This is a genomic window from Rhodococcus ruber (assembly GCF_027270735.1).
Lineage (GTDB): Bacteria > Actinomycetota > Actinomycetes > Mycobacteriales > Mycobacteriaceae > Rhodococcoides > Rhodococcoides rubrum_A.
Genome location: NZ_JAPWIJ010000003.1, coordinates 44,251 through 66,330, shown reverse-complemented (window position 1 = coordinate 66,330; position 22,080 = coordinate 44,251). Strand labels below are relative to the sequence as shown.

The 22,080-nt window shown below is 65.0% G+C and carries 22 protein-coding genes; 17 read left to right on the top strand and 5 right to left on the bottom strand.

Going from position 1 to position 22,080, the window contains the following annotated elements:
• Nucleotides 1-28 precede the first annotated feature (28 nt).
• Nucleotides 29-970: a pyridoxal 5'-phosphate synthase lyase subunit PdxS gene (gene pdxS, locus O4220_RS07445; RefSeq protein WP_269603044.1), complete on the top strand. Its 942-nt coding sequence runs from the start codon at nt 29-31 to the stop codon at nt 968-970.
• Nucleotides 971-977: 7 nt separating this feature from the next.
• Here pdxS and O4220_RS07440 read toward each other — a convergent pair whose 3' ends face one another.
• Nucleotides 978-1,640 (bottom strand): hypothetical protein, encoded by a 663-nt coding sequence (locus O4220_RS07440; protein ID WP_269603043.1) that lies wholly within the window; start codon nt 1,638-1,640, stop codon nt 978-980.
• Between the two features lie 38 nt (nt 1,641-1,678).
• Here O4220_RS07440 and O4220_RS07435 point away from each other — a divergent pair, with 38 nt between their 5' ends.
• The 12 genes from O4220_RS07435 (at nt 1,679) to O4220_RS07380 (ending at nt 14,887) form a co-directional block, all read left to right on the top strand.
• Nucleotides 1,679-2,530: an acyl-CoA thioesterase gene (locus O4220_RS07435; RefSeq protein WP_269603041.1), complete on the top strand. Its 852-nt coding sequence runs from the start codon at nt 1,679-1,681 to the stop codon at nt 2,528-2,530.
• A complete protein-coding gene (gene pdxT, locus O4220_RS07430; protein ID WP_269603040.1) occupies nt 2,527-3,129 on the top strand; it encodes a pyridoxal 5'-phosphate synthase glutaminase subunit PdxT in 603 nt (200 codons plus the stop codon). Before O4220_RS07435 ends, pdxT begins: the two co-directional genes overlap by 4 nt.
• A 108-nt stretch (nt 3,130-3,237) precedes the next feature.
• On the top strand, nt 3,238-3,996 hold the full coding sequence (locus O4220_RS07425; protein WP_032377773.1) for a YebC/PmpR family DNA-binding transcriptional regulator: 759 nt from the start codon (nt 3,238-3,240) through the stop codon (nt 3,994-3,996).
• A 106-nt stretch (nt 3,997-4,102) separates the two neighbouring features.
• A complete protein-coding gene (gene ruvC / locus O4220_RS07420) occupies nt 4,103-4,720 on the top strand; it encodes a crossover junction endodeoxyribonuclease RuvC (protein WP_269603039.1) in 618 nt (205 codons plus the stop codon).
• Complete coding sequence (ruvA, locus tag O4220_RS07415) at nt 4,717-5,322, top strand: Holliday junction branch migration protein RuvA (RefSeq protein WP_032377775.1); 606 nt, start codon at nt 4,717-4,719, stop codon at nt 5,320-5,322. Before ruvC ends, ruvA begins: the two co-directional genes overlap by 4 nt.
• Nucleotides 5,323-5,376: 54 nt before the next feature.
• Nucleotides 5,377-6,405 (top strand): Holliday junction branch migration DNA helicase RuvB, encoded by a 1,029-nt coding sequence (ruvB, locus tag O4220_RS07410; RefSeq protein WP_052065147.1) that lies wholly within the window; start codon nt 5,377-5,379, stop codon nt 6,403-6,405.
• Nucleotides 6,406-6,543: 138 nt separating this feature from the next.
• On the top strand, nt 6,544-6,954 hold the full coding sequence (gene yajC / locus O4220_RS07405; RefSeq protein ID WP_269603038.1) for a preprotein translocase subunit YajC: 411 nt from the start codon (nt 6,544-6,546) through the stop codon (nt 6,952-6,954).
• Nucleotides 6,955-7,116: 162 nt separating this feature from the next.
• On the top strand, nt 7,117-8,886 hold the full coding sequence (secD, locus tag O4220_RS07400; RefSeq protein WP_269603037.1) for a protein translocase subunit SecD: 1,770 nt from the start codon (nt 7,117-7,119) through the stop codon (nt 8,884-8,886).
• Between the two features lies 1 nt (nt 8,887).
• On the top strand, nt 8,888-10,069 hold the full coding sequence (secF, locus tag O4220_RS07395; RefSeq protein WP_269603036.1) for a protein translocase subunit SecF: 1,182 nt from the start codon (nt 8,888-8,890) through the stop codon (nt 10,067-10,069).
• Nucleotides 10,070-10,095: 26 nt separating this feature from the next.
• Nucleotides 10,096-11,799: an ABC transporter substrate-binding protein gene (locus tag O4220_RS07390; RefSeq protein WP_420030336.1), complete on the top strand. Its 1,704-nt coding sequence runs from the start codon at nt 10,096-10,098 to the stop codon at nt 11,797-11,799.
• Entirely contained in the window at nt 11,796-12,335 is a 540-nt protein-coding gene (locus O4220_RS07385; protein WP_269603034.1) for an adenine phosphoribosyltransferase, read from the top strand. The genes O4220_RS07390 and O4220_RS07385 overlap by 4 nt, the downstream gene beginning before the upstream one ends.
• A 248-nt stretch (nt 12,336-12,583) precedes the next feature.
• Nucleotides 12,584-14,887, top strand: coding sequence for a RelA/SpoT family protein (locus O4220_RS07380; RefSeq protein WP_052065146.1), 2,304 nt, complete (start codon nt 12,584-12,586; stop codon nt 14,885-14,887).
• A gap of 65 nt (nt 14,888-14,952) precedes the next feature.
• On the opposite strand, the gene O4220_RS07375 is transcribed toward O4220_RS07380, so the two are convergent.
• Together O4220_RS07375 and O4220_RS07370 are read right to left on the bottom strand one after the other, a co-directional pair.
• The gene (locus O4220_RS07375) at nt 14,953-15,750 is read right to left on the bottom strand and encodes a peptidylprolyl isomerase (protein WP_269603033.1); all 798 of its coding nucleotides are present in this window, start codon (nt 15,748-15,750) and stop codon (nt 14,953-14,955) included.
• Nucleotides 15,747-16,610: a peptidylprolyl isomerase gene (locus O4220_RS07370; protein ID WP_269603032.1), complete on the bottom strand. Its 864-nt coding sequence runs from the start codon at nt 16,608-16,610 to the stop codon at nt 15,747-15,749. Before O4220_RS07370 ends, O4220_RS07375 begins: the two co-directional genes overlap by 4 nt.
• Nucleotides 16,611-16,802: 192 nt before the next feature.
• On the opposite strand from O4220_RS07370, the gene O4220_RS07365 reads away from it, so the two are divergent.
• The 3 genes from O4220_RS07365 to O4220_RS07355 are packed head-to-tail and all read left to right on the top strand — an operon-like array spanning nt 16,803 to nt 19,397.
• A complete protein-coding gene (locus O4220_RS07365; RefSeq protein WP_269603031.1) occupies nt 16,803-17,495 on the top strand; it encodes an MBL fold metallo-hydrolase in 693 nt (230 codons plus the stop codon).
• A 2-nt stretch (nt 17,496-17,497) separates the two neighbouring features.
• Complete coding sequence (gene hisS / locus O4220_RS07360) at nt 17,498-18,769, top strand: histidine--tRNA ligase (protein WP_269603030.1); 1,272 nt, start codon at nt 17,498-17,500, stop codon at nt 18,767-18,769.
• Nucleotides 18,759-19,397: a hypothetical protein gene (locus tag O4220_RS07355; RefSeq protein WP_269603029.1), complete on the top strand. Its 639-nt coding sequence runs from the start codon at nt 18,759-18,761 to the stop codon at nt 19,395-19,397. The genes hisS and O4220_RS07355 overlap by 11 nt, the downstream gene beginning before the upstream one ends.
• 11 nt (nt 19,398-19,408) lie before the next feature.
• Here O4220_RS07355 and O4220_RS07350 read toward each other — a convergent pair whose 3' ends face one another.
• Complete coding sequence (locus O4220_RS07350; protein ID WP_032377784.1) at nt 19,409-19,879, bottom strand: DUF3237 domain-containing protein; 471 nt, start codon at nt 19,877-19,879, stop codon at nt 19,409-19,411.
• Between the two features lie 127 nt (nt 19,880-20,006).
• Here O4220_RS07350 and O4220_RS07345 point away from each other — a divergent pair, with 127 nt between their 5' ends.
• Nucleotides 20,007-21,035, top strand: a complete 1,029-nt coding sequence (locus O4220_RS07345; protein ID WP_269603028.1) for an Rv2578c family radical SAM protein — start codon at nt 20,007-20,009, stop codon at nt 21,033-21,035.
• Between the two features lie 5 nt (nt 21,036-21,040).
• Here O4220_RS07345 and O4220_RS07340 read toward each other — a convergent pair whose 3' ends face one another.
• Complete coding sequence (locus O4220_RS07340) at nt 21,041-21,955, bottom strand: neutral zinc metallopeptidase (protein ID WP_269603027.1); 915 nt, start codon at nt 21,953-21,955, stop codon at nt 21,041-21,043.
• Nucleotides 21,956-22,080: the final 125 nt, after the last annotated feature.

Genomic DNA, 22,080 nt, shown 5'->3' with positions numbered 1-22,080 from the left:
ACAGCGTCGAAGAACACAGGAGTTTCGCTTGACTACCCCACACGCCTCGAACACGCCCGCCGCATCGGTCGACGGTGGATCCGGCGAAAACGGAGTCGGCACCGCGCGCGTCAAGCGGGGTATGGCCGAGATGCTCAAGGGCGGCGTCATCATGGACGTGGTCACCGCCGATCAGGCCAAGATCGCCGAGGACGCCGGAGCCGTCGCCGTCATGGCTCTCGAGCGCGTTCCCGCCGACATCCGCGCCCAGGGTGGGGTGTCGCGCATGAGCGATCCCGACATGATCGACAGCATCATTTCTTCGGTGAGTATCCCGGTGATGGCCAAGGCACGCATCGGACACTTCGTCGAGGCGCAGATCCTGCAGAGTCTGGGCGTCGACTACATCGACGAGTCCGAGGTGCTCACCCCGGCCGACTACGCCAATCACATCGACAAGTGGAACTTCACCGTTCCGTTCGTGTGCGGTGCCACCAACCTGGGTGAGGCCCTGCGCCGAATCACCGAGGGCGCGGCCATGATTCGCTCCAAGGGCGAGGCCGGCACCGGTGACGTCTCGAACGCGACGACGCACATGCGCAAGATCCGCGACGAGATTCGCCGACTCACCTCACTGCCCGAGGACGAGCTGTACGTGGCGGCGAAGGAACTGCAGGCACCGTACGACCTCGTCGTCGAGATCGCCAAGGCAGGCAAGCTGCCCGTCACGCTGTTCACGGCCGGCGGAATCGCCACTCCCGCCGACGCGGCGATGATGATGCAACTCGGTGCCGAGGGAGTCTTCGTCGGATCGGGAATCTTCAAGTCCGGTAACCCGAAGGAGCGCGCCGAGGCAATCGTCAAGGCCACCACGTTCTTCGACGACCCCGACGTCCTCGCGAAGGTCTCGCGCGGCCTCGGTGAGGCGATGGTCGGCATCAATGTCGACGACCTCCCCGTCGGGCACCGGCTCGCCGAGCGCGGTTGGTGACTCGCATCTAGGGTCGGCGTTCCAACGCCGGACGGTCCGGATGGTCCCATCGGACCAGGAAATCGGGCCGGCCGGCGGAACGGTCCGACCGATCCAGGCTGTTGTAGTACGTCAGTAGTGGCTCGCAGGTCCATTCTTCGGCCGGATCGGTTTTGCGCCGCAGTGCAGTCTCGGACAAACGAAGGTGCACCGACAGATCGACGTCGAGGCCCCGCCCGAGCAGCATGGGACCGGCAATCAGCACGATCTCGTTGGGCGCGGCCGGGACGCTGCGGGCACGAGCCGATCGATCGGTTGCCTCATCCCACAGACGAGGCAGAAAGTGACCTCGACCACCGGGTCGCAGCGGTGCGATGACCTCCCGAGATACGGCGTCGTAGTCGAACCACAGTGTGCGATAGCTCAATTCGTCGTGGCGTGAGTATTCGAATCGGATCGACGCTGGTCGGATGTAGTCGTGCAGATCGATCACGGTGGCCGAACGCCCGCCGGAGCGGGCGTGTTCTGCTGTGCGCGAGGCGAACTCGACCGGCTGCGCGGCATCGGCACCGTCGACCACGACGATGGTTCGGGTGCCGGCCGGACAGGATTCGACGATCGATTCCACGAGGAGATCGGGAAAGATCGGCACAGGTTGACCCACACCGACCATCTTGCCTGGTCGATCCATTGTTAGCCTGATCCACTGGAGAAAGGTGGGCACCAGCCATGGCCAGTATCGAGGACATTCTCGAATTGGAACGGATCGAAAACGACATCTATCGGGGACGGACTTTCCCGAGTCGTCTACCCCGGACGTTCGGCGGCCAGGTTGCGGGCCAGGCGCTCGTCGCGGCGGTGCGCACAGTGGCCCCCGAGTTTCGTGTGCATTCGCTGCACGGCTATTTCCTGCGTCCGGGCAACCCCAACGAACCGGCCGTGTTCATGGTCGATCGAATCCGCGACGGACGGTCGTTCTGCACGCGCCGCGTCACCGGAATTCAGCACGGCAAAGCAATATTCACGATGTCCGCATCGTTCCACGGCGACGACGACGGTATTTCTCATCAGGACCTCATGCCCGAGGTCGTCGGCCCGGAGACTCTGCCCGATCCGACCACCCTCGCCGAGTACGACAACTCGTACTACAAGGAGTGGTCGGAATGGGACATCCGTCTCATTCCCGATGGCCAGACCGTCAAGCATCCGAGTTTTGCTGCGCAGCAACGCGTCTGGTTCCGCTATCGCGACACGTTGCCAGACGATCAGGTCTTCCACGTCTGCGCACTGGCCTACATGAGCGACATGACGCTGCTGGGTTCGGCCAAGGTGCCGCACCCGGATGCCGTCACTCAGACCGCCTCCCTCGACCACGCCCTGTGGTTCCTCCGGCCGTTCCGTGCGGACGAGTGGTTGTTGTACGACCAGACGTCGCCGTCCGCCGACTTCGGGCGGGCGCTGACTCAGGGCCGAATCTTCGACACTTCCGGCCGCCTGGTTGCCGCAGTCGTCCAGGAGGGCCTGATGCGCTACGAGCGGGACACCTCGAAACCGCACGTCGATCCCTTCGGTGTGAAGTGACCGCTCCGACCATCGGAGTTCTGGCACTGCAAGGCGATGTTCGCGAACATCTGGCAGCACTCGAGTCGAGTGGTGCGCACGGCATCACGGTGCGGCGTCCGGCCGAACTGGCACAGATCGACGGGCTGATCATCCCCGGTGGGGAATCGACGACCATGAGCAACCTGCTCGGTGTGTTCGATCTTCTCGACCCGTTGCGTGCCCGATTGGCCGAGGGCATGCCCGCATACGGATCCTGCGCGGGCATGATCCTGCTGGCGTCCGAGATTCTCGATACCAAACCCGACGCGCGGCATCTGGACTGCCTCGATATCACCGTGCGGCGCAATGCTTTCGGCCGTCAGGTCGACTCCTTCGAGACCGATCTCGACGTCATCGACATCGACGGCGGCCCCGTACGAGCGGTGTTCATCAGGGCACCTTGGGTCGAGCGTGTCGGCGACCGTGTCGAGGTCCTGGCCACCGTGCCCCATGGACCGGCTGCGGGGCGTGTGGTGGCCGTGAGGCAGAACTCGGTGCTGGCGACGAGCTTCCATCCCGAGGTCACCGGGGACGATCGTGTGCACCGACTCTTCGTCGACATGGTGCGTCGCAGTTAGAAACGGTGCGCCGCCGTTTCGAGCCCGCCGAAGCAGGTCGGTCCCGAGCGCGGTATCGGGCGAGTAAAGTCGACAACACTGATTTCGAGCAGGAAGGGGCTCTATCGCATGAGCGGCCACTCAAAATGGGCCACCACCAAGCACAAGAAGGCGGTGATCGACGCCCGACGCGGCAAGTCTTTCGCCAAACTCATCAAGAACATCGAGGTGGCGGCCCGCACGGGTGGCGGTGACCCCACGGGCAACCCGACTCTCTTCGATGCCATCCAGAAGGCGAAGAAGACCTCGGTTCCGATCGACAACATCGAGCGGGCCCGGAAGCGCGGAGCAGGCGAAGAGACCGGTGGAGCCGACTGGCAGACCATCATGTACGAGGGCTACGGCCCCAACGGCGTGGCGATTCTGATCGAGTGCCTCACCGACAACCGCAACCGCGCCGCAGGCGAGGTACGCGTGGCGATGACGCGCAACGGCGGAAACATGGCAGACCCGGGATCGGTCTCGTACCTGTTCTCGCGCAAGGGCGTGGTGACGCTCGAGAAGAACGGTCAGAGTGAGGACGACGTCCTGATGGCCGTTCTCGAAGCCGGTGCCGAAGAAGTGAACGACAACGGCGACACGTTCGAGATCGTCAGCGAGCCCACGGACCTGATCGCAGTACGGACCGCTTTGCAGGAGGCCGGATTCGACTACGACTCGGCAGAGGCGAGCTTCCAGGCCTCGGTCAACGTTCCGGTGGACGCGGACGGCGCGCGCAAGGTGTTCAAGCTCATCGACGCTCTGGAAGACAGCGACGACGTGCAGAACGTCTGGTCCAACGTGGATCTATCCGACGAGGTCATGGCCGAGCTCGACGAAGAGGACTGACCGCCTCGACTCGATCGAGCCAACAGGCCGGGTGTCGTATCCCTGATCCGTCGGTGCGCTCCGCTACGCTATCGAACAACAGTTCGTAAGCGGAAGGTGTGGTGGCGTGCGGGTGATGGGTGTCGACCCCGGTCTCACCAGGTGTGGGTTCAGTTTGATCGAGGGTGGTGTGGGTCGATCGGTGGTTGCTCTCGACGTGGATGTGGTGCGCACGCCCGCGGACATGGATCTTGCGCAGCGGTTGTTGCGCATCTCCGAGGCAGCAGAATATTGGCTCGATACGCACAAACCCTCGGTGGTGGCCATCGAGCGGGTGTTCGCGCAGCACAACGTCCGCACCGCCATGGGAACCGCGCAAGCCGGCGGAGTGATCGCGCTGGCGGCGGCCCGGCGCGGGGTCGATGTCTGCTTCCATACCCCCAGTGAAGTCAAGGCTGCGGTCACCGGCAACGGTTCGGCCGACAAGGCCCAGGTCACTGCGATGGTCATGCGCATTCTCGGTCTGCAGACTGCTCCGACCCCGGCGGATGCCGCCGACGCACTTGCACTCGGTATCTGTCATTGCTGGAGAGCTCCGATGATCGCCCGGATGGCGAAAGCAGAAGCCATGGCGGCAGAACAAAAGCGTAAGTACGACGCGCGTCTGGCCGAGGAACGTAAGGCTCGCGCCGTTGTTGCCCGCAGAATCGAGAAGATGGCCAAGAAAGAGGCGGGCGCACGATGATCGCATCGATCAGAGGCTCGGTGATCGACATCGCGCTCGATCACGCCGTGCTCGAGGCTGCCGGCGTCGGATACCGCATCAGCGCCACTCCGGCGACGCTGGCCACGCTGCACCGCGGGAGCGAATCGACGCTCCTGACAACCATGATCGTGCGCGAGGACTCGCAGACGCTGTACGGGTTTCCGGACAAGGAGTCACGCGAGCTGTTCGAGTTGCTCCTCACCGTGTCGGGCGTCGGACCGCGAATCGCGATGGCCACGCTCGCCGTGCACGAACCGGATGCGCTGCGAACGGCGTTGGCGGACAGTGACATCGGCGCACTGACGAGGGTTCCCGGAATCGGCAAACGTGGCGCGGAGAGAATGGTCGTCGAGTTGCGCGACAAGGTGGACGCAGTGGTCGGCCGCGCTGGTAATTCGGTTCTGCCAGGGTCCGGTGCCGGAAACTCGGTGCGCGATCAGATAGTCGAGGCGCTGATCGGGCTCGGATTCCCGGCGAAGCAGGCCGAGGAGTCCACCGACGCGGTACTCGCCCAGCAGCCGGAGGCCACGACGTCGATTGCACTGAGGTCGGCGCTGGCGTACCTCGGAAAGTCCAGGTAGGCCGGCGTGGACGAGGACGACCAGTTCGCCGAATCACAGGTGGGCGCGGACGCAATGTCCGACGACCTGGATGTCGAGACGAGCCTGCGTCCGAAGAACCTCACCGATTTCATCGGTCAGCCCCGGGTACGTGAGCAGCTCCAGCTCGTACTGTCCGGTGCCAAGATGCGCGGCGGCACTCCCGATCACATCCTCATGTCCGGGCCTCCGGGGCTCGGCAAGACCAGTATGGCGATGATCATCGCCGCCGAGTTGGGAACGTCGCTGCGGCTCACGTCCGGGCCGGCGCTCGAGCGCGCTGGTGACCTGGCAGCGATGCTCAGCAACCTGGTCGAGGGAGACGTGCTGTTCATCGACGAGATCCATCGCATCGCCCGTCCGGCCGAGGAGATGCTGTATCTGGCGATGGAGGACTTCCGCGTCGACGTCATCGTCGGTAAGGGGCCGGGAGCGACGTCGATTCCGCTCGAGGTGGCTCCGTTCACGCTGGTCGGAGCGACCACCAGGTCGGGTGCGCTCACCGGTCCGTTGCGTGACCGGTTCGGATTCGTCGCGCACATGGATTTCTACGAGCCGAGCGAACTCGAGCGCATCCTCATGCGGTCGGCCGGAATACTCGGGGTGCCGATCGACCGAGACGGCTGCGCCGAGATCGCCGGCCGTTCACGTGGCACTCCACGTATCGCGAACCGATTGCTCCGGCGGGTGCGCGACTACGCGGATGTGCGGGGCGACGGCACCGTCACCCGGGACACGGCCAAAGCGGCTCTGGTGGTGTACGACGTCGACAAGCTCGGCCTCGACCGACTCGATCGTGCCGTCCTCAGCGCACTCATCCGCAGCTTCGGCGGGGGACCGGTCGGCGTATCGACGCTGGCCGTCGCCGTCGGTGAGGAACCCTCGACGGTCGAGGAAGTGTGCGAACCGTTCCTGGTGCGCGCCGGCATGATCGCCCGCACACCGCGAGGTCGCGTTGCCACTGCCACCGCGTGGCAACATCTCGGTCTGACCCCGCCGCCGGACCTCGCGGTAGGGGGAATTTCGGTCCGATCCTCGGAGGCTGCGCAGGGATTATTCGACTGAATCGGGCAGAACAGGACACGAAGGGACCGGACCGGTTCCCGGTGATGGCACACTGGGTAGCTGCGAGGCCCACACCCACGGCGTTCTCGCACGAGACAATGACGATTTTCGACCCGAACTTCGAGGACTGACCTTCCGATGGATTTGCTGTTTCCGCTGCTGATCGTGGCCCTTCTGGTACCGCTGTTTCTCAATGCGCGTCGACAGAAGAAGGTGCTGGCCAAAACCACGGAGATGCAGGACTCGCTCGAGGTCGGTGACGAGGTCGTCACCACCGCAGGCCTGTACGCCCGCGTGGTTCTGGTCGAGGACGACACGATCGACCTCGAGATCGCGGACGGCGTCATCACCACCTGGTCTCGCGCGGTAGTACGCGAGGTGCTGCCCGATGGCTCCGAATTCGACGACACCGAGTTCGAGACCACCACCGACGCGGACATCGCGGCGCTCGACTCGAGCACGAGCGCAGGGCCGTCGTTGCACAAGACCGACGTCAGCGGGCCCGACGAGACCGTTGAGCAGACGGCGAAGCGGCTCGAAAAAGAGTGAACAGCCGTTGATCCGAACCGCTGTCGGAGAGAGAATCCGGCAGCGGTTTCGTCTGCAGTGACCGATGTGGTGCACAATCGCACCGCTCGCCGCTGACGCATCGAGCCAGCAGGCCCCGCAGGAACCGACACTTTCCATCGCCTCAGAGGAGAAACACACACCGTGGCAGCTTCCAGCGGACCGGTGCGTCCCGCCCGCTATCTCGCCGTTTTTGCGGTGCTGATAGCAGCGGTGTATGCCCTGGTCTTCTTCACCGGAGACAAAGACCCCTCGCCGAAGCTGGGAATCGACCTGCAGGGCGGCACGCGCGTGACACTCACCGCGCGAACCCCCGACGGCAATGCGCCGACGCAGGACAGCCTGAAGCAGGCGCAGCAGATCATCGAGACTCGCGTCAACGGTCTCGGTGTCACGGGCTCCGAGGTGGTCGTCGACGGTGACAACCTCGTGATCACGGTGCCCGGTGACGACAGTTCTCAGGCGCGCACTCTGGGCCAGACCGCGCGACTGTTCATCCGACCCGTGGTGGGCTCTGTTGCTCCGTCGGCGGGCCAGGGTGCGGGGGCGCAGCAAACGCCGGTCGATCCCGCCGCGCCGGTCGATCCGGCCGCTCCTACAGATCCCGCCGCTCCTGCTGCAGATCCCGCCGCACCGGCCGCTCCTCAGAGCCGCGTCTTCCCGGCACAGGATCCGTCTGCGGTGGATCCGACGCCTGCTCCTTCGACCGACGCGCCCGCGACCGACGCACCGGCGACCGACGATCCCGCGGCGGATGCTTCGCTGTCGGACGCCGATCGCGCTGCCCAGGAGATCTCGGACGCCAAGACGCTGCGGCAGAGCGAGGATCCACAGATTCAACAGCTGGCGATGCAGTCCCTCGATTGCAACGCGGCCGACCCACTCGCAGGCAACGACGATCCGGCTCTTCCGCTCGTCGCGTGCTCGACCGACGGGACTGCCGTCTACCTGCTCGGCCCGACGATCATCGATGGGCAGCAGATCGCCGACGCGACCTCCGGATTCGACAGCCAGCAGGCCCAGTTCCAGGTGAGCCTCACGTTCGACTCGGACGGTTCCAACACGTGGGCCCAGTTCACCGCGGCCAATCTGCAGAAGCAGGCCGCTTTCGTGCTGGACTCGAAGGTGATCAGCGCGCCGGTCATCCAGGGTGCTACCCCCGCGGGCAGCGCCACCTCGATCACCGGAAACTTCAATGCCCAGAGTTCCTCGGAGCTCGCCAACACGCTCAAATACGGCTCGCTACCGCTGTCCTTCGTATCCTCCGAAGCCGAAACCGTTTCGGCCACACTGGGATTGGCTTCGCTGGAAGCCGGCCTCATCGCCGGAGCCATCGGCCTGGCGCTCGTGCTGGTGTACTGCCTGCTCTACTACCGCGCCCTGGGTCTGCTCACGGCACTGTCGTTGGCGCTGGCGGGTCTCGTCGTGTACGGGATCATCGTTCTGCTGGGCAGGTGGATCAGCTTCACCCTCGACCTCGCAGGCATAGCCGGACTCATCATCGGCATCGGTATGACCGCGGACTCGTTCGTAGTGTTCTTCGAGCGCATCAAGGACGAGATCCGGGAGGGTCGCAGTTTCCGGTCGGCGGTACCACGCGGTTGGGCGCGCGCCCGGAAGACAATTCTGTCCGGCAACGCGGTCAGCTTCATCGCGGCCGCGGTGCTGTACGTACTCGCTGTGGGCCAGGTTCGCGGTTTCGCCTTCACCCTCGGACTGACGACGATCCTCGACATCATCGTGGTGATCCTGGTGACCTGGCCACTGGTGTACCTGGCCTCGAAGTCGAAATTCTGGTCCAAGCCGTCCGTCAACGGTCTCGGTGCCGTCCAGCAGATCGCGCTCGAACGCAAGCGCGCAGCCAACACGGCGCTCGCCGTCAAGACCGGCACCACGCCGTCGAAGGAGGCATGACATGTCGGATACGACCACGTCGACCCCATCGCCCCTCGACGACTCGAGTGTCGACCAGTCCACCCAGCCCAAGCACAGCTGGCTGTCCAGGCTCTACACCGGCACCGGTGCCTTCGATATCGTCGGCCGTCGCCGGTTCTACTACATCCTCACCGGCGTCATCGTGCTGGTGTGCCTGCTGAGCTTCCTCGTCCGCGGATTCACCCTCGGCATCGATTTCGAGGGCGGAACCCGCATCGCTCTTCCGGCTGCAGACAACATTTCCACCGAGCAGGTGGAGACCGTGTACAACGACTCGCTGGGGATGCCCCCGGTCTCGGTGCAGACGGTCGGCTCGGGCGCGGCAGCAACGGTGCAGATTCGCTCCGAAGCTCTCGACCCCGGTGAAGTGGACAGCTTGCGCCAGGCGTTGTTCCAGGCTTTCGAGCCGCAGGACAACAGTGGCACCGCAACTCCCAATGCGATCAGCGTGTCCGATGTCAGTGAGACCTGGGGAAGCCAGATCACCCAGAAGGCGTTGATCGCTCTGGCGGTGTTCCTGGTCATCGTCAGCATCTACATCGCCGTCCGGTACGAGCGAGACATGGCCTTCGCGGCGTTGGCGGCTCTGGGATTCGACCTCGTCGTCACTGCAGGCGTGTATTCGATCGTCGGGTTCGAGGTGACTCCGGCGACGGTCATCGGGCTGCTGACGATCCTCGGTTTCTCGCTGTACGACTCGGTGGTGGTGTTCGACAAGGTCGAGGAGAACACTCGCGGGATCTTGAACCTGCATCGCAAGACGTACGCAGAGCAGGCCAACCTCGCCGTCAACCAGACCTTGATGCGCTCGATCAACACGACCGTCATCGGTGTTCTGCCGGTGATCGCGCTCATGATCGTGGCGGTCTGGCTACTCGGCGTCGGCACACTCAAGGACCTGGCGCTGGTGCAGCTCGTCGGCATGATCGTCGGTGCCTACTCGTCCATCTTCTTCGCTACTCCGCTGCTGGTGACGCTCAAGGAGAAGTGGGGCCCGGTCGCTGCGCACACACGCAAGGTCCACTCCAAGCGCGCTGACGCCGCTGCCCGCGCAGCCGGTCTCGCTCCCGAACCGGTGGCCGTCGGTGTGACCACCACCAAGGCGACGACTCCGCAGCCGGGTAATCGGCCCACCGGAAAGCGGAACAAGAAGCGACGGTAGATATTCACCCTCGACTGAGACGGAGAGTGCACGTGAAACCCAGGTGGAGCGCGGCACTGGTGGCGGCGGGTGTCGCTGCGGTGTCCATCACCGCGTGTTCGTCGCCCGAGGACAAGGTTCCCTCGATCGGCTACTCGTTCGACAACGTCGTCGACACGTACAACGCGAGAACGGTCGACGGCGCGGCGTCGGGAGCTCGGCAGGCGTTCACCCGGGTGCAGGTAGGTTTCAGCTACCTCGGGCCTGAGGGGGATGCGTTGTCGGACAACGATATCGGGACAACGGAAATTGTTCCCGGTGACACTTTGACCGTGCAGTACTCCATTGCCCCAGCGGCGAAGTACTCCGACGGTGCGCCGATGGCCTGCGACGACCTCGTGTTGGCCTGGGCAGCGAACAGCGGCCGATTCGCCACCGACGGTCCCGTGTTCGACGCGGCGTCGTCGGCCGGGTACTCGGACATCCAACGCATCGACTGCGTCCCCGGGGCCAAGGAAGCAACGGTCGTGTTTGCTCCCGGGCGCAGTTACCAGAACTGGCGCGCCCTGTTCGGTGCCACCGATCTGTTGCCTGCGCACGTCGCGGCCAGGGCGGCAGGAGTGCCGAACGTCGTCGATCCCATCCTGGCCGGCGACAACGACGTCGTGGGTCGCATCGCCGAATTCTGGAACACGGGGTGGACGCTGACGCCTGGCGCGATCGACACCTCGTTGCTCCCCTCGGCCGGGCCGTACCGCGTCGAGTCGTACACCGCCGATGGAGGCCTTGTTCTCGTCGCGAACGAGGCCTGGTGGGGAATTCCGCCCGAAACCGAGCAGGTCGTCGTCTGGCCCAAGGGCACCGACGTGGCTGCCAAGCTGGCGGACGGCTCGCTCGACGTGCTCGACCACGGAGCGGGTGCCATCGATCTCGGCACGACCGAAGGATTCGTGACCAGCGAGGAACCGTCACGAGGCCTCGAACAGTTGACCTTCGCAACGCAAGGGGTGCTGGCCGACGCGAGCGCGCGACGAGCGGTGGCCGCATGCATCCCGAGATCGGATCTGTTCGACACGCTCGGGCATCCGGGATCGGACGCTCCAGCGACGGGACTGGGCTCGGGCATCGTCGACGCTCGGCTGGTGCAGCTGGATACCCTCGAGTATCCGGCTGTCGCAACCGTGGTCGGCGATCGGTATCGGCGTTCTGACCTGGATCAGGCGGGCAAGGAACTTGCCGCTGCAGGCGAAAGTGCCCTCACCGTTCGTGTCGGCTACCGGGGACCGGATGCTCGTCGCGCACAGGAAGTCGGCCGTATGGCTGCCGACTGCGCCGCTGCCGGCATCACCGTCGTGGATGCGAGCTCGCCGGAGTTCACACCGTCCGCCTTGCGCGGCGGTGCCGTCGACGCCGTTCTGGGCAGCAGTGGTTCTCTGCCCGGGCCATCGGGGTCGGCAGGTGGAGCCGTCGCACGGTATTCGCTGAGGACGGGTGTCGGACTGAACGTCGGCGGCTACAGCAACGGCAGGATCGATTCCATCGTCGATCAGCTGGCGGTGACCGATGACCCGGAACGAGTGCTGGCTCTCGCCACGGAGGGCGAGAACATTCTCTGGAACGACATGCCGTCGCTTCCCCTGTACAACGAGCCGCGCACCACCGTCGTCAGCGACGGAATGCAGGACGTTGTGCCCAACCCCACGGCCGCTGGTGCCGGATGGAACATGGATCGGTGGGTTCTTCTTCGATGAACGACGCAGGTGATCGGACGGACGCAGTCGCTGCCGTGACGCGGCTGACGCGATGGGTCGACGACTTCCCCGTTCCAGGAGTGCGTTTCGGTGATCTGACGCCGGTGTTCGCAGACGGCAGCGCCTTGCGCAGCGTCGTGTCGGAGTTGGCGCAGGGCCACCACGACGTCGATCTGGTCGCGGGAATCGACGCGCGTGGCTTTCTGCTCGGCTCCGGTGTTGCCCTGGAGCTGGGCTGCGGTGTGTTGGCGGTGCGCAAGGCGGGCAAGCTGCCACCTCCGGTGCACTCACGGTCCTACGACCTGGAATACGGGACCGCCGAGCTGCAGGTTCCGACGGCGATCGACCTTGCTGGACGGCGGGTGTTGGTGATCGACGATGTGCTGGCGACGGGCGGTACCGTCGACGCGACAGCACGGTTGTTGGCGGATCAGGGTGCGGTGATCGTCGGTGCCGCCGTCGTTCTCGAGATCACGGCCTTGGGAGGGCGTGAGAGGTGCAGTGACTACCCGCTCGCCTGCCTGGTTCGAGTATGAGGACTAAAGTCTCTACATAATGCGTTCTCCGGATGCGTCCGGCGACAGCGTGGAGCGCGTGGCAGGAGGTGATGAGAGTGACCCGTTACATCGATCAGCCCTTGCCGGATGGGCCTGCCGTCCCCGAGAGGCCTGACGTTGCCGATCGGGCCGGAGTCGACGTCGTGACCGAGGGCGAGACCGGGTCCGGTGACACCGGCCCCGCAGTCGAGTCCCCAGTGTCGCGTGATTCCGCTTCCCCTGATCCTGTGCCGAACGACGCGCAAGCTCCGTCCGGTACGCGCAATTCGGCACCGGTGCCCACGTCGGCGTCGCGGCGGGTGAGGGCCCGTCTGGCGCGTCGCATCACCGCCGGACGCAGCGCCGCCGTCAAGCCGGTGCTCGAACCTCTCGTCAGCCTGCACCGCGAGCTCTACCCCAAGGCCGATCTCGCGTTGCTGCAGCGGGCCTACGACGTCGCGGACGAGTTGCATGCATCGCAGATGCGTAAGTCCGGCGATCCCTACATCACCCATCCGCTCGCCGTGGCGAACATCCTGGCCGAGCTGGGGATGGACACCACGACGCTGGTCGCGGCGCTGCTGCACGACACGGTCGAGGACACCGGGTATTCGCTCGCCAAGTTGACCGAGGAATTCGGCGAGGAGGTATCCCATCTGGTCGACGGGGTGACCAAACTCGACAAGGTGGTTCTCGGAACCGCGGCCGAAGGCGAGACCATCCGCAAGATGATCATCGCGATGGCGCGGGATCCGCGGGTGCTGGTCATCAAGGTCGCCGATCGTCTGCACAACATGCGCACCATGCGTTTCCTGCCCCCGGAGAAGCAGGCGCGCAAGGCGAAGGAAACGCTGGAAGTCATTGCGCCGCTTGCGCATCGGCTCGGAATGGCCACGGTCAAGTGGGAGCTGGAAGACCTGGCGTTCGCAATCCTGCACCCCAAGAAATACGACGAGATAGTTCGTCTCGTCGCCGATCGAGCACCATCACGCGACACGTACCTCGAGAAGGTGCGGGCCGAGATCAACGCGACACTGGCCGCGTCGAGAATCAGCGCCGTGGTCGAGGGACGTCCGAAGCACTACTGGTCGATCTACCAGAAGATGATCGTCAAGGGCCGCGATTTCGACGACATCCACGACCTCGTGGGTGTACGGATCCTGTGCGACGAGATCCGTGACTGCTACGCCGCTGTGGGCGTCGTGCACTCGCTGTGGCAGCCGATGGCGGGCCGTTTCAAGGACTACATCGCTCAGCCGCGCTACGGCGTCTATCAGTCTCTGCACACCACGGTGATCGGACCCGAGGGCAAGCCTCTCGAGGTTCAGATCCGCACCCGGGACATGCACCGGACGGCAGAGTTCGGAATTGCTGCGCACTGGCGTTACAAGGAGACCAAGGGCAAGCACTCTCAGGACAACGCCGAGGTCGACGACATGGCGTGGATGCGCCAACTGCTCGACTGGCAGCGTGAAGCAGCCGATCCTGGAGAGTTCCTCGAGTCGCTGCGGTACGACCTTGCGGTCAAGGAGATCTTCGTCTTCACGCCCAAGGGCGACGTCGTCACCTTGCCTGCCGGTTCGTGTCCGGTCGACTTCGCCTACGCGGTACATACCGAGGTCGGCCACCGCTGCATCGGCGCACGCGTCAATGGCCGACTGGTCGCACTCGAACGAACCCTGGACAACGGCGAAGTGGTCGAGGTGTTCACCTCCAAGGCCGCTACTGCCGGACCGAGCCGGGACTGGCAGGGATTCGTGGCATCGCCGCGAGCGAAGACCAAGATTCGTCAGTGGTTCGCCAAGGAGCGCCGCGAGGAAGCACTCGAGGCCGGCAAGGACGCCATCGCGAAGGAGGTGCGCCGAGGCGGACTACCGTTGCAGCGGTTGATGAATGCCGAATCGATGTCGGCCATCGCGCACGAATTGCGGTACGTCGATGTCTCGGCGCTCTACACCGCGGTCGGCGAGAATCACGTGTCCGCTCGTCACGTGGTGCAGCGTCTGGTCGCTCATCTCGGGGGTGTCGGCGATGTCGAGGAAGAACTCGCCGAGCGGTCGACTCCGTCGACTATTCCGACCCGGCCTCGTCAGGTCGGCGATGCCGGGGTGCTGGTCACCGGTGCGGACGGCGTCGTCGCGAAACTCGCGAAGTGCTGTACTCCTGTTCCCGGAGACGAGATCCTCGGATTCGTCACCCGCGGCGGTTCGGTCAGCGTGCATCGCACCGATTGCACCAACGCTCGCTCACTCGAGGAGCAGTCCGAGCGGTTCATCGAGGTTCAGTGGGCACCATCGGCGTCCTCGGTGTTCTTGGTGGCCATTCAGATCGAGGCACTCGACCGCCACCGACTGCTCTCCGATGTGACCAAGGCGCTGGCCGACGAGAAGGTCAACATCCTCTCGGCGTCCGTCGCCACGTCGGGAGACAGGGTCGCGATCAGCAAATTCACATTCGAGATGGGTGATCCGAAGCATCTCGGTCACGTACTGAACGTGGTTCGCAATGTCGAGGGCGTGTACGACGTCTACCGCCTGACCTCCGCCGCCTGAGCGGCCCCACAACGACGAGAGGGTGAGCAGAGAATCTCTGCTCACCCTCTCGTATTCCGATCGATCTACGCCGTTGCCGATTCCAGGATCACCGGGTTCGCAGGCGCGCCGTCCTCGGAGCCTCCGGTCACCCCTCCCGCCGCGATGGCGTCGAGGGTGGCCAGTCCGCTCTCGGAGATGGTGCCGAACACCGTGTACTGCGGCGGCAGCACGGAATTGGCGTACACCAGGAAGAACTGGCTGCCGTTGGTGTCCGGGCCGGCATTGGCCATCGCGAGCGTCCCGCGGGGGTAGACCACGGGATTCTCGGCTTGCGCGGGATCGCTGGTGTACGCCGTCGTGGGGTACTCGTTGGCGAAGCTGTATCCGGGTCCGCCCCGACCGGATCCCGAAGGATCGCCGCACTGGAGCACCTCGAGGCCCGGTGATGTCGTCAACCGGTGACAGGGAGAGCCGTCGAAGTATCCCTGCTGGACGAGGCTGACGACGCTGTTGACCGTGCACGGCGCCTGCGTCCGGTCCAGCGTGATATCGATCGGCCCCTGGCTGGTGGACAGTGCGACGTCGACGGTTCCGTACACGTCGACATTGTCGACGGGAGGTGGATTGACCTCCTTCGCGGCCGGCGTCTCCGCCGGATAGGCGCAGGACACAGTGTCGGTCGTCGGCTGTGGCACGGCGGGCAGCGCACCGAACCGAGACAGGTCCAACGCCGGCCGCTGCGTTGTCGTTGCCGCCGGAGCGGACGACGTGGTCGACGACGTTGCAGGAGGCTGGGCAGCGGGTTCAGCCGAACTGGAGCAACCCGCCAGCACCAACGCGGCAGCCGAGAGTCCGGTCAGAAGGACAGAGGTGCGGTTCACAGGTCGCTCAGCATGTTCGTGATGTCGACCGGCTCGGCGGGCGCCCCGTCGGATGCGCCGCCCTGCACTCCCTTGGCCGCGATGGCGTCGAGGGTGGCGAGGCCGGTCTCGTCGATCGTGCCGAACGCGGTGTAGGCCGGCGGAAGTTCCGAATCTCCGTAGACGAGGAAGAACTGGCTGCCGTTGGTTCCCGGGCCTGCATTGGCCATCGCCAGCGTGCCGCGCGGGTACGCGATCGGTGTCTGCGCTGCGGGATCGCCCTCGGCGAACGTGTCGGTGGGGAATTCGTCGGCGAACTGGTACCCCGGTCCACCGCTTCCCGTGCCCGTGGGATCGCCGCACTGCAGTACCTGAAGACCGGCACCGGTGGTGAGTCGATGACAGGTGGTGCCGTCGAAGTAACCCTGGTTGGCGAGCGAGACGAAACTGTTCACCGTGCAGGGCGACTCGGGGTTGTTCAGAGTCAAACCGATATTGCCCTGGGTCGTGGTCATGCTGTAGCTCAGCGGCTCGTCGCTGGTGGGGACGTTGTCGGTGCGCGGGGGAGTGTTCTCCTTGGCTGCAGGCTGTGCCGCAGCGGGATAGGAGCAGTTCACCGTCTCTGGCAGGGGTTCGGAACGTCCCGCCGCGATGAGAGAGTCGGCGGGCGCCGACGTCGTCGATTCCTGAGCGGTACTCGCATCGTCGTCACCGCGGGTCACCACGTATACGACCGAGACGACGGCCACGACTGCGACGACACCGAGAATGGAACCTGCAATCGTCAATTGCTTACGACGCCGTGCGCGCTCCGCGCGGCGTACGAGTTGGCGTTCGAGCTTTCGTTTGGCAGCCTCGCGCCGTTGCTCGTTGCTGGGCAATTCGTGTTCCTCCCGCTTGTCCGAAATGCGACCTCGCCCGCTCGATGCACGGACCGATCGTGTGGTAGCAGGCCGAAAATCGGCCAACGCGAGTGTGCCATCACTGCCTGAGAGCATGCTGGGGGGACCCGATCGGGACGGCCCCACTAAGCTTGTTCGGTACTTCGGCCTCAGCCTTTAGGAGCGATTGGTTTGCTCGTCACCGGATTCCCCGCAGGCATGTTTCAGACGAATTGCTACATCCTGGCCCAGGACGACGCGTCCGAGTGCGTCGTCGTCGATCCCGGCCAGGACGCAGCGGATCCGCTGATCGATTTTCTGACGCGATCCTCGCTCACTCCCACTGCAGTGCTCCTCACGCACGGCCATCTCGACCACACATGGTCGGTGGAGCCGATCTGCGAAAAGTACGGCATTGCTGCGTACATTGCACCCGAAGATCGATACATGTTGTCGGACCCGATCAAGGGAACGGGTCCAGCGTTGGCTGCCGTGCTGGGTGACATCGAGTTCCGTGAACCGGCCGAGGTGATCGAACTCGCCGACGGCGAGCAGCTGGATCTCGCCGGAATCGAGTTCACGGTGGTGCACACGCCCGGGCACACGCAGGGTTCGGTGGTGTTTCTCGCTCGGGCCGACGGGCCGGACGGCGCGGTTCCGTTGGCGCTGACCGGAGACACCCTGTTCGCGGGGTCGATCGGTAGGACGGATCTTCCCGGCGGCGATCACGACCAACTATTGCGGTCCATCGCGACCCGATTGCTGCCGCTCGGTGACGACACCGTGGTGCTGCCCGGACACGGTGCCCAGAGTTCGATCGGTCAGGAACGTGCGTCCAATCCGTTCCTCGTTGGACTCGGCGACCCCGAGCAAGGGAAGCTGTGAGCGTGAGCAAGCCGACCACCTTTTCTGCGCCCAAGGGCATTCCCGACTACTTTCCCCCCAACTCGGCCGAGTTCGTCGCCGTGCGAGAGGGGCTGCTCGACGCCGCCCGCAACGCCGGCTACGGACATATCGAACTGCCGATCTTCGAGGACACCGGGCTGTTCGCCCGTGGGGTCGGGGAGTCGACCGATGTGGTGAGCAAGGAGATGTACACGTTCGCCGATCGCGGAGATCGGTCGGTGACGCTGCGTCCCGAGGGCACCGCGGGGGTCATGCGTGCGGTGATCGAGCACGGATTGGATCGGGGCGCGCTTCCGGTGAAGTTGGCCTACGCCGGGCCGTTCTTCCGTTACGAGCGCCCGCAGGCCGGGCGGTACCGGCAGCTGCAACAGGTGGGTGTCGAAGCGATCGGCATCGACGACCCGGCGTTGGACGCCGAGGTCATCGCCGTGGCCGACGCCGGTTTTCGCGCTCTCGGGCTCACCGGTTTCCGCCTGGAGATCACCTCGCTCGGCGACGACACCTGCCGCCCCCAGTATCGAGAGTTGTTGCAGCAGTTCCTCTTTGCGCTTCCGTTGGACGAGGACACGCGTCGGCGCGCCGAGATCAACCCGCTGCGGGTGCTCGACGACAAGCGACCGGAGGTGCGCGAGATGACTGCGGACGCGCCGTTGATGCTCGATCACCTCTCCGATTCGGCCAAAGAACACTTCGACGAGGTCCTGGCGTATCTGGACGTGATGAATGTCCCTTATCTGGTGAACCCGCGGATGGTGCGCGGTCTGGACTACTACACCAAGACCACGTTCGAGTTCGTGCACGACGGGCTGGGGGCGCAATCGGGCATCGGCGGCGGTGGCCGCTACGACGGGTTGATGGAACAGCTGGGCGGGCAAGCGTTGTCGGGTATCGGATTCGGGCTCGGCGTCGACCGCACCGTCCTCGCCCTGGCCGCCGAGGGAAAGACTGCGGGGGCCACGTCGCGGTGTCAGGTGTTCGGCATCCCGATGGGTGCCGCAGCCAAACTGGCGATCGTCGATATCGCCGCTCAGCTACGCGAACGGGGTGTCGCAGTGGACATGGCGTACGGAAATCGCGGCATCAAAGGAGCGATGAAGGCGGCCGATCGATCGGGTGCCCGATACGCGCTGGTGCTGGGCGATCAAGAACTGTCAGCGGAATCGGTTGTGGTGAAAGACCTCTCGAACGGCGAGCAGGACACGGTCGCGTTGGCCGACGTGGTCGACGCCCTCGTGGTCCGCCTTGGCCGATGACCCTCGGCCCGCTGCCGGGCCGGTAGCCTTGGACCTGGTCTCGGTGGAGTTCCTGGCCCCGCGCCTGCGGAAAATCATTGTCGGGTCGGCGGCGATCGGGATCGTTCTCGCCGTCGTCCTGGCGCTGTTCGTGCCGGTGTGGGTTGCCGTTCTCGTCGGGGTGATCATCGGTGGCCCCGCAGTACTGTCGGGCTGGCTGGGCCTGCGTCGGCGGGTGTGGCTCGATGGTCCGCAACTCTGCGCGCGAGGGTTGCGCACTCGCCGGCTGAGGATGCCGGAGGTGGTGACGGCCGAGCTGACGATTCGCACGGCCGGAATCGATCAGATCTCGTTGCGGCTCTACGACGGTCGCACTCGCGTAGTGCTGCCACTGGCGCTGTACACCAACGGTGGGGGTCGTGAACTGCCGATCCTTGCCCTACGCACCCTTGCCGATTCGTTGTGGACCACCGAGCTCGTCCCCGCGGCGGCCATCGCGTCGGTCCTGGTGGACCAGCTCCGGGCCGAGGCACGTGACGCCGGACTCGACGAACGGCCCCTCTACCGAGCGATCGAACTGGTTCGCAGCAAGGGCCGCACACCGCATGCGACGCTGACCGACCGTGAGGTCGCCCAGCTGCTCCGATGAGCGAGCAGGTATCAGGTCACCAGGAACGCGTCGAGGACCACGGCCTCGGCCGATCGTGAGCCGGAGGTGACGACCAGCGCGCGGTTGAGATACGTGAACTTAGGAACAGCCGTCGACACTCGCAACGTGCCACGGAAGTAGTAGGTCGCGGGGTCTACCTCCCGGTCGGGATCGTCGAGCGCGTCGATGACCTCGGCCGGGCCGAACTGAACCCCGCGATAATCGAGCGAAAGGTAACCGCCGGTTGCCAATTCGAGGACGAGGTCACTGCTGAACTCGGTGCATCCGTCGGGTCGGGTGACGCTGACGACGGTCGATCGAGCAGCCAGCGTGCCCTCGATGTCCGGGCCGGGGGCGGCTCCGCCGAGGACGGTGGTGACGACTCGGTCGCCTTCGGGCACCGAACCGATCTCGATGGCCGGGCCCAGTGTGAGTCCCAGGCGCAGAATGGGTTCGAGGGTCGGTGTGTTCGGGGCGGTCACGTGCGGTGCACTCCTAGGATCGACTTCGGGCCCTACGCTATCGCTTGTCGAATGCCGGATCCGAGCGGGGATGCGGGAGAACGATACCGACCTTGACACCGCATAGAACAAATGTTCGACTGTGTGCATGCGATGGGCCGGTCAGACTCTCGATGCCGCGGACGACGGCGCGCTACCGGGACTCGAACGGTCCGGGCTCGTCCGCAGCGTGCAGACCCCGGAGTTCGAGGGAATAACCTTCCACGAGGTGTTGTGCAAGAGTGCTCTGAACGAGGTTCCGGGTGAATCGCAGGTGCCGTTCTCGTGGACCGTCAATCCGATGCGGGGATGTTCGCATGCGTGCCGGTACTGCTTCGCCAGGCCGACGCACGAATACCTGGACCTCGATTCCGGCAACGACTTCGATTCGCAGATCGTCGTCAAGACGAACGTTGCGGCAGTCCTACGCAAAGAGCTCGCACGTCGATCCTGGAAGCGGGAGCCGGTGGCACTCGGGACGAACACCGATCCCTACCAGCGCGCCGAGGGACGATACCGGTTGATGCCCGGCATCATTCGGGCGTTGACAGAGTCCGGTACGCCCTTCTCGATCCTGACCAAGGGCACGCTGTTGCGTCGCGACCTGCCCTTGTTGACGTTGGCTGCTCAGCAGGTAGATGTGCACGTGAGCATCAGCCTCGCCATCCACGACCCCGATCTGCAGAAGCAGCTCGAGCCCGGGACCCCAAGTCCACGTGCACGATTGGACCTCATTCGTGCCGTCCGTGACGCAGGCCTGGATTGTGGAGTGTTGGTCGCTCCGGTGATTCCCTTCCTCACGGACGGTGCCAAGCATCTCGACGGTCTGATCAGCGCACTGGCCGACGCGGGAGCTACGAGTGTGACGGCGTTGCCGATGCATCTACGGTCCAGCACCAAGGACTGGTACATGAGCTGGCTGGTGAAAGAGCACCCGGCCTTGGTCCGGCGCTACCGTCAGCTCTACGGTCACGGGGCGTACGTGACACCCGAGTACAAGCAGTGGTTACGCGGCCGCATCGACCCGTTGCTCGAGGAGTACGGGTTCGCCGTAGAGCAGACTCGTTCGATGCCCGCCAACGAGCCCGCCGAACCCCGAGCGCTGGTCGTCTCGTGGCCGGCGCTCACCTTGTTCTGACCGATTCAGGGATTATCGAGGTCGCGCGCCGAGAACGTGTCGCACGCCGAGACCTGTCCGGTCTCGTACCCGGCGGTGAACCATGCCTGACGCTGGGCCGAGGACCCGTGCGTCCAGCCCTCGGGGTTGACGCGGCCGGTCGAGGCCTGCTGAATTCGGTCGTCGCCCACCGACGACGCGGCCGAGAGGGCGTCGTTTATGTCGGTGGTAGTCAGCGGTTCGAGAAACGCCACACCTGCCTTCGGGTCGACGGGGTCGGCTGCGTAGTGCGCCCAGATGCCCGCGTAGCAGTCGGCCTGCAACTCCACCTTGACGCCACCGGACTCGGGTCCCTGCGGATCGGCTTGCGCGCGTCCGATGTCGCCCAGCTGATTCTGGATGTGGTGGCCGATCTCGTGCGCCACCACGTACTCCTGCGCGAGGGGCCCGCCGCTGGAGCCGAACTGGTCGACGAGCACTTGGAAGAAGCTCGTATCGAAATAAGCCGTCGAATCGGCCGGGCAGTAGAACGGACCGACGGCACTGGTGGCGTTGCCGCAGCCGGTATTCGTCGATCCTGAGAACAGGTTGACTTCAGGCTGGACGTACGCGACACCGGTCTGCGATTGCAGCTGCGACTCCCACACGGTATCGAGGCTCGCCACCGTGAAATCGATTCGGCAGTCGACATTGCTGTTCGCCTCTGTGACGTCACAGTCGAGCGTTCCGGACGACCCGGAGTCGTTCTGTCCGGCGGAACTGTCGCCGCCACCGATCTGGTTCAGGATTGCTCCGGGGTCGCCGCCGAACAGCAGGGCAAGGACGATGATGACCAGGCCACCCGCGCCGCCGCCGATGGCCAACTTGCCGCGTCCGCCGCCCCCTCCGCCGCCGACCGAGACTCGGCCCGGTTCCGATTGCGAGCCTTCTCTGAACGTCATGACCGAGTTCCCCTCCGCCGAGCGCGCATCTGCGATGCGAACCGATACCGCCACTGTCGGCCTTAGCTTCGCATGCCGGGACGGCATCTCGTTTCCTTCTACGGTGATGTGCTCCGTAGGATCGG

What these genes read in the sequence shown, in the direction of transcription:
- O4220_RS07440 (WP_269603043.1), bottom strand. Translation starts at nt 1,640, where the DNA reads ATGGATCGACCAGGCAAGATGGTCGGTGTGGGTCAACCTGTGCCGATC.
- O4220_RS07435 (WP_269603041.1), top strand. Translation starts at nt 1,679, where the DNA reads ATGGCCAGTATCGAGGACATTCTCGAATTGGAACGGATCGAAAACGAC.
- O4220_RS07425 (WP_032377773.1), top strand. Translation starts at nt 3,238, where the DNA reads ATGAGCGGCCACTCAAAATGGGCCACCACCAAGCACAAGAAGGCGGTG.
- ruvA (WP_032377775.1), top strand. Translation starts at nt 4,717, where the DNA reads ATGATCGCATCGATCAGAGGCTCGGTGATCGACATCGCGCTCGATCAC.
- ruvB (WP_052065147.1), top strand. Translation starts at nt 5,377, where the DNA reads ATGTCCGACGACCTGGATGTCGAGACGAGCCTGCGTCCGAAGAACCTC.
- yajC (WP_269603038.1), top strand. Translation starts at nt 6,544, where the DNA reads ATGGATTTGCTGTTTCCGCTGCTGATCGTGGCCCTTCTGGTACCGCTG.
- secF (WP_269603036.1), top strand. Translation starts at nt 8,888, where the DNA reads ATGTCGGATACGACCACGTCGACCCCATCGCCCCTCGACGACTCGAGT.
- O4220_RS07385 (WP_269603034.1), top strand. Translation starts at nt 11,796, where the DNA reads ATGAACGACGCAGGTGATCGGACGGACGCAGTCGCTGCCGTGACGCGG.
- O4220_RS07345 (WP_269603028.1), top strand. Translation starts at nt 20,007, where the DNA reads ATGCGATGGGCCGGTCAGACTCTCGATGCCGCGGACGACGGCGCGCTA.
- O4220_RS07340 (WP_269603027.1), bottom strand. Translation starts at nt 21,955, where the DNA reads ATGACGTTCAGAGAAGGCTCGCAATCGGAACCGGGCCGAGTCTCGGTC.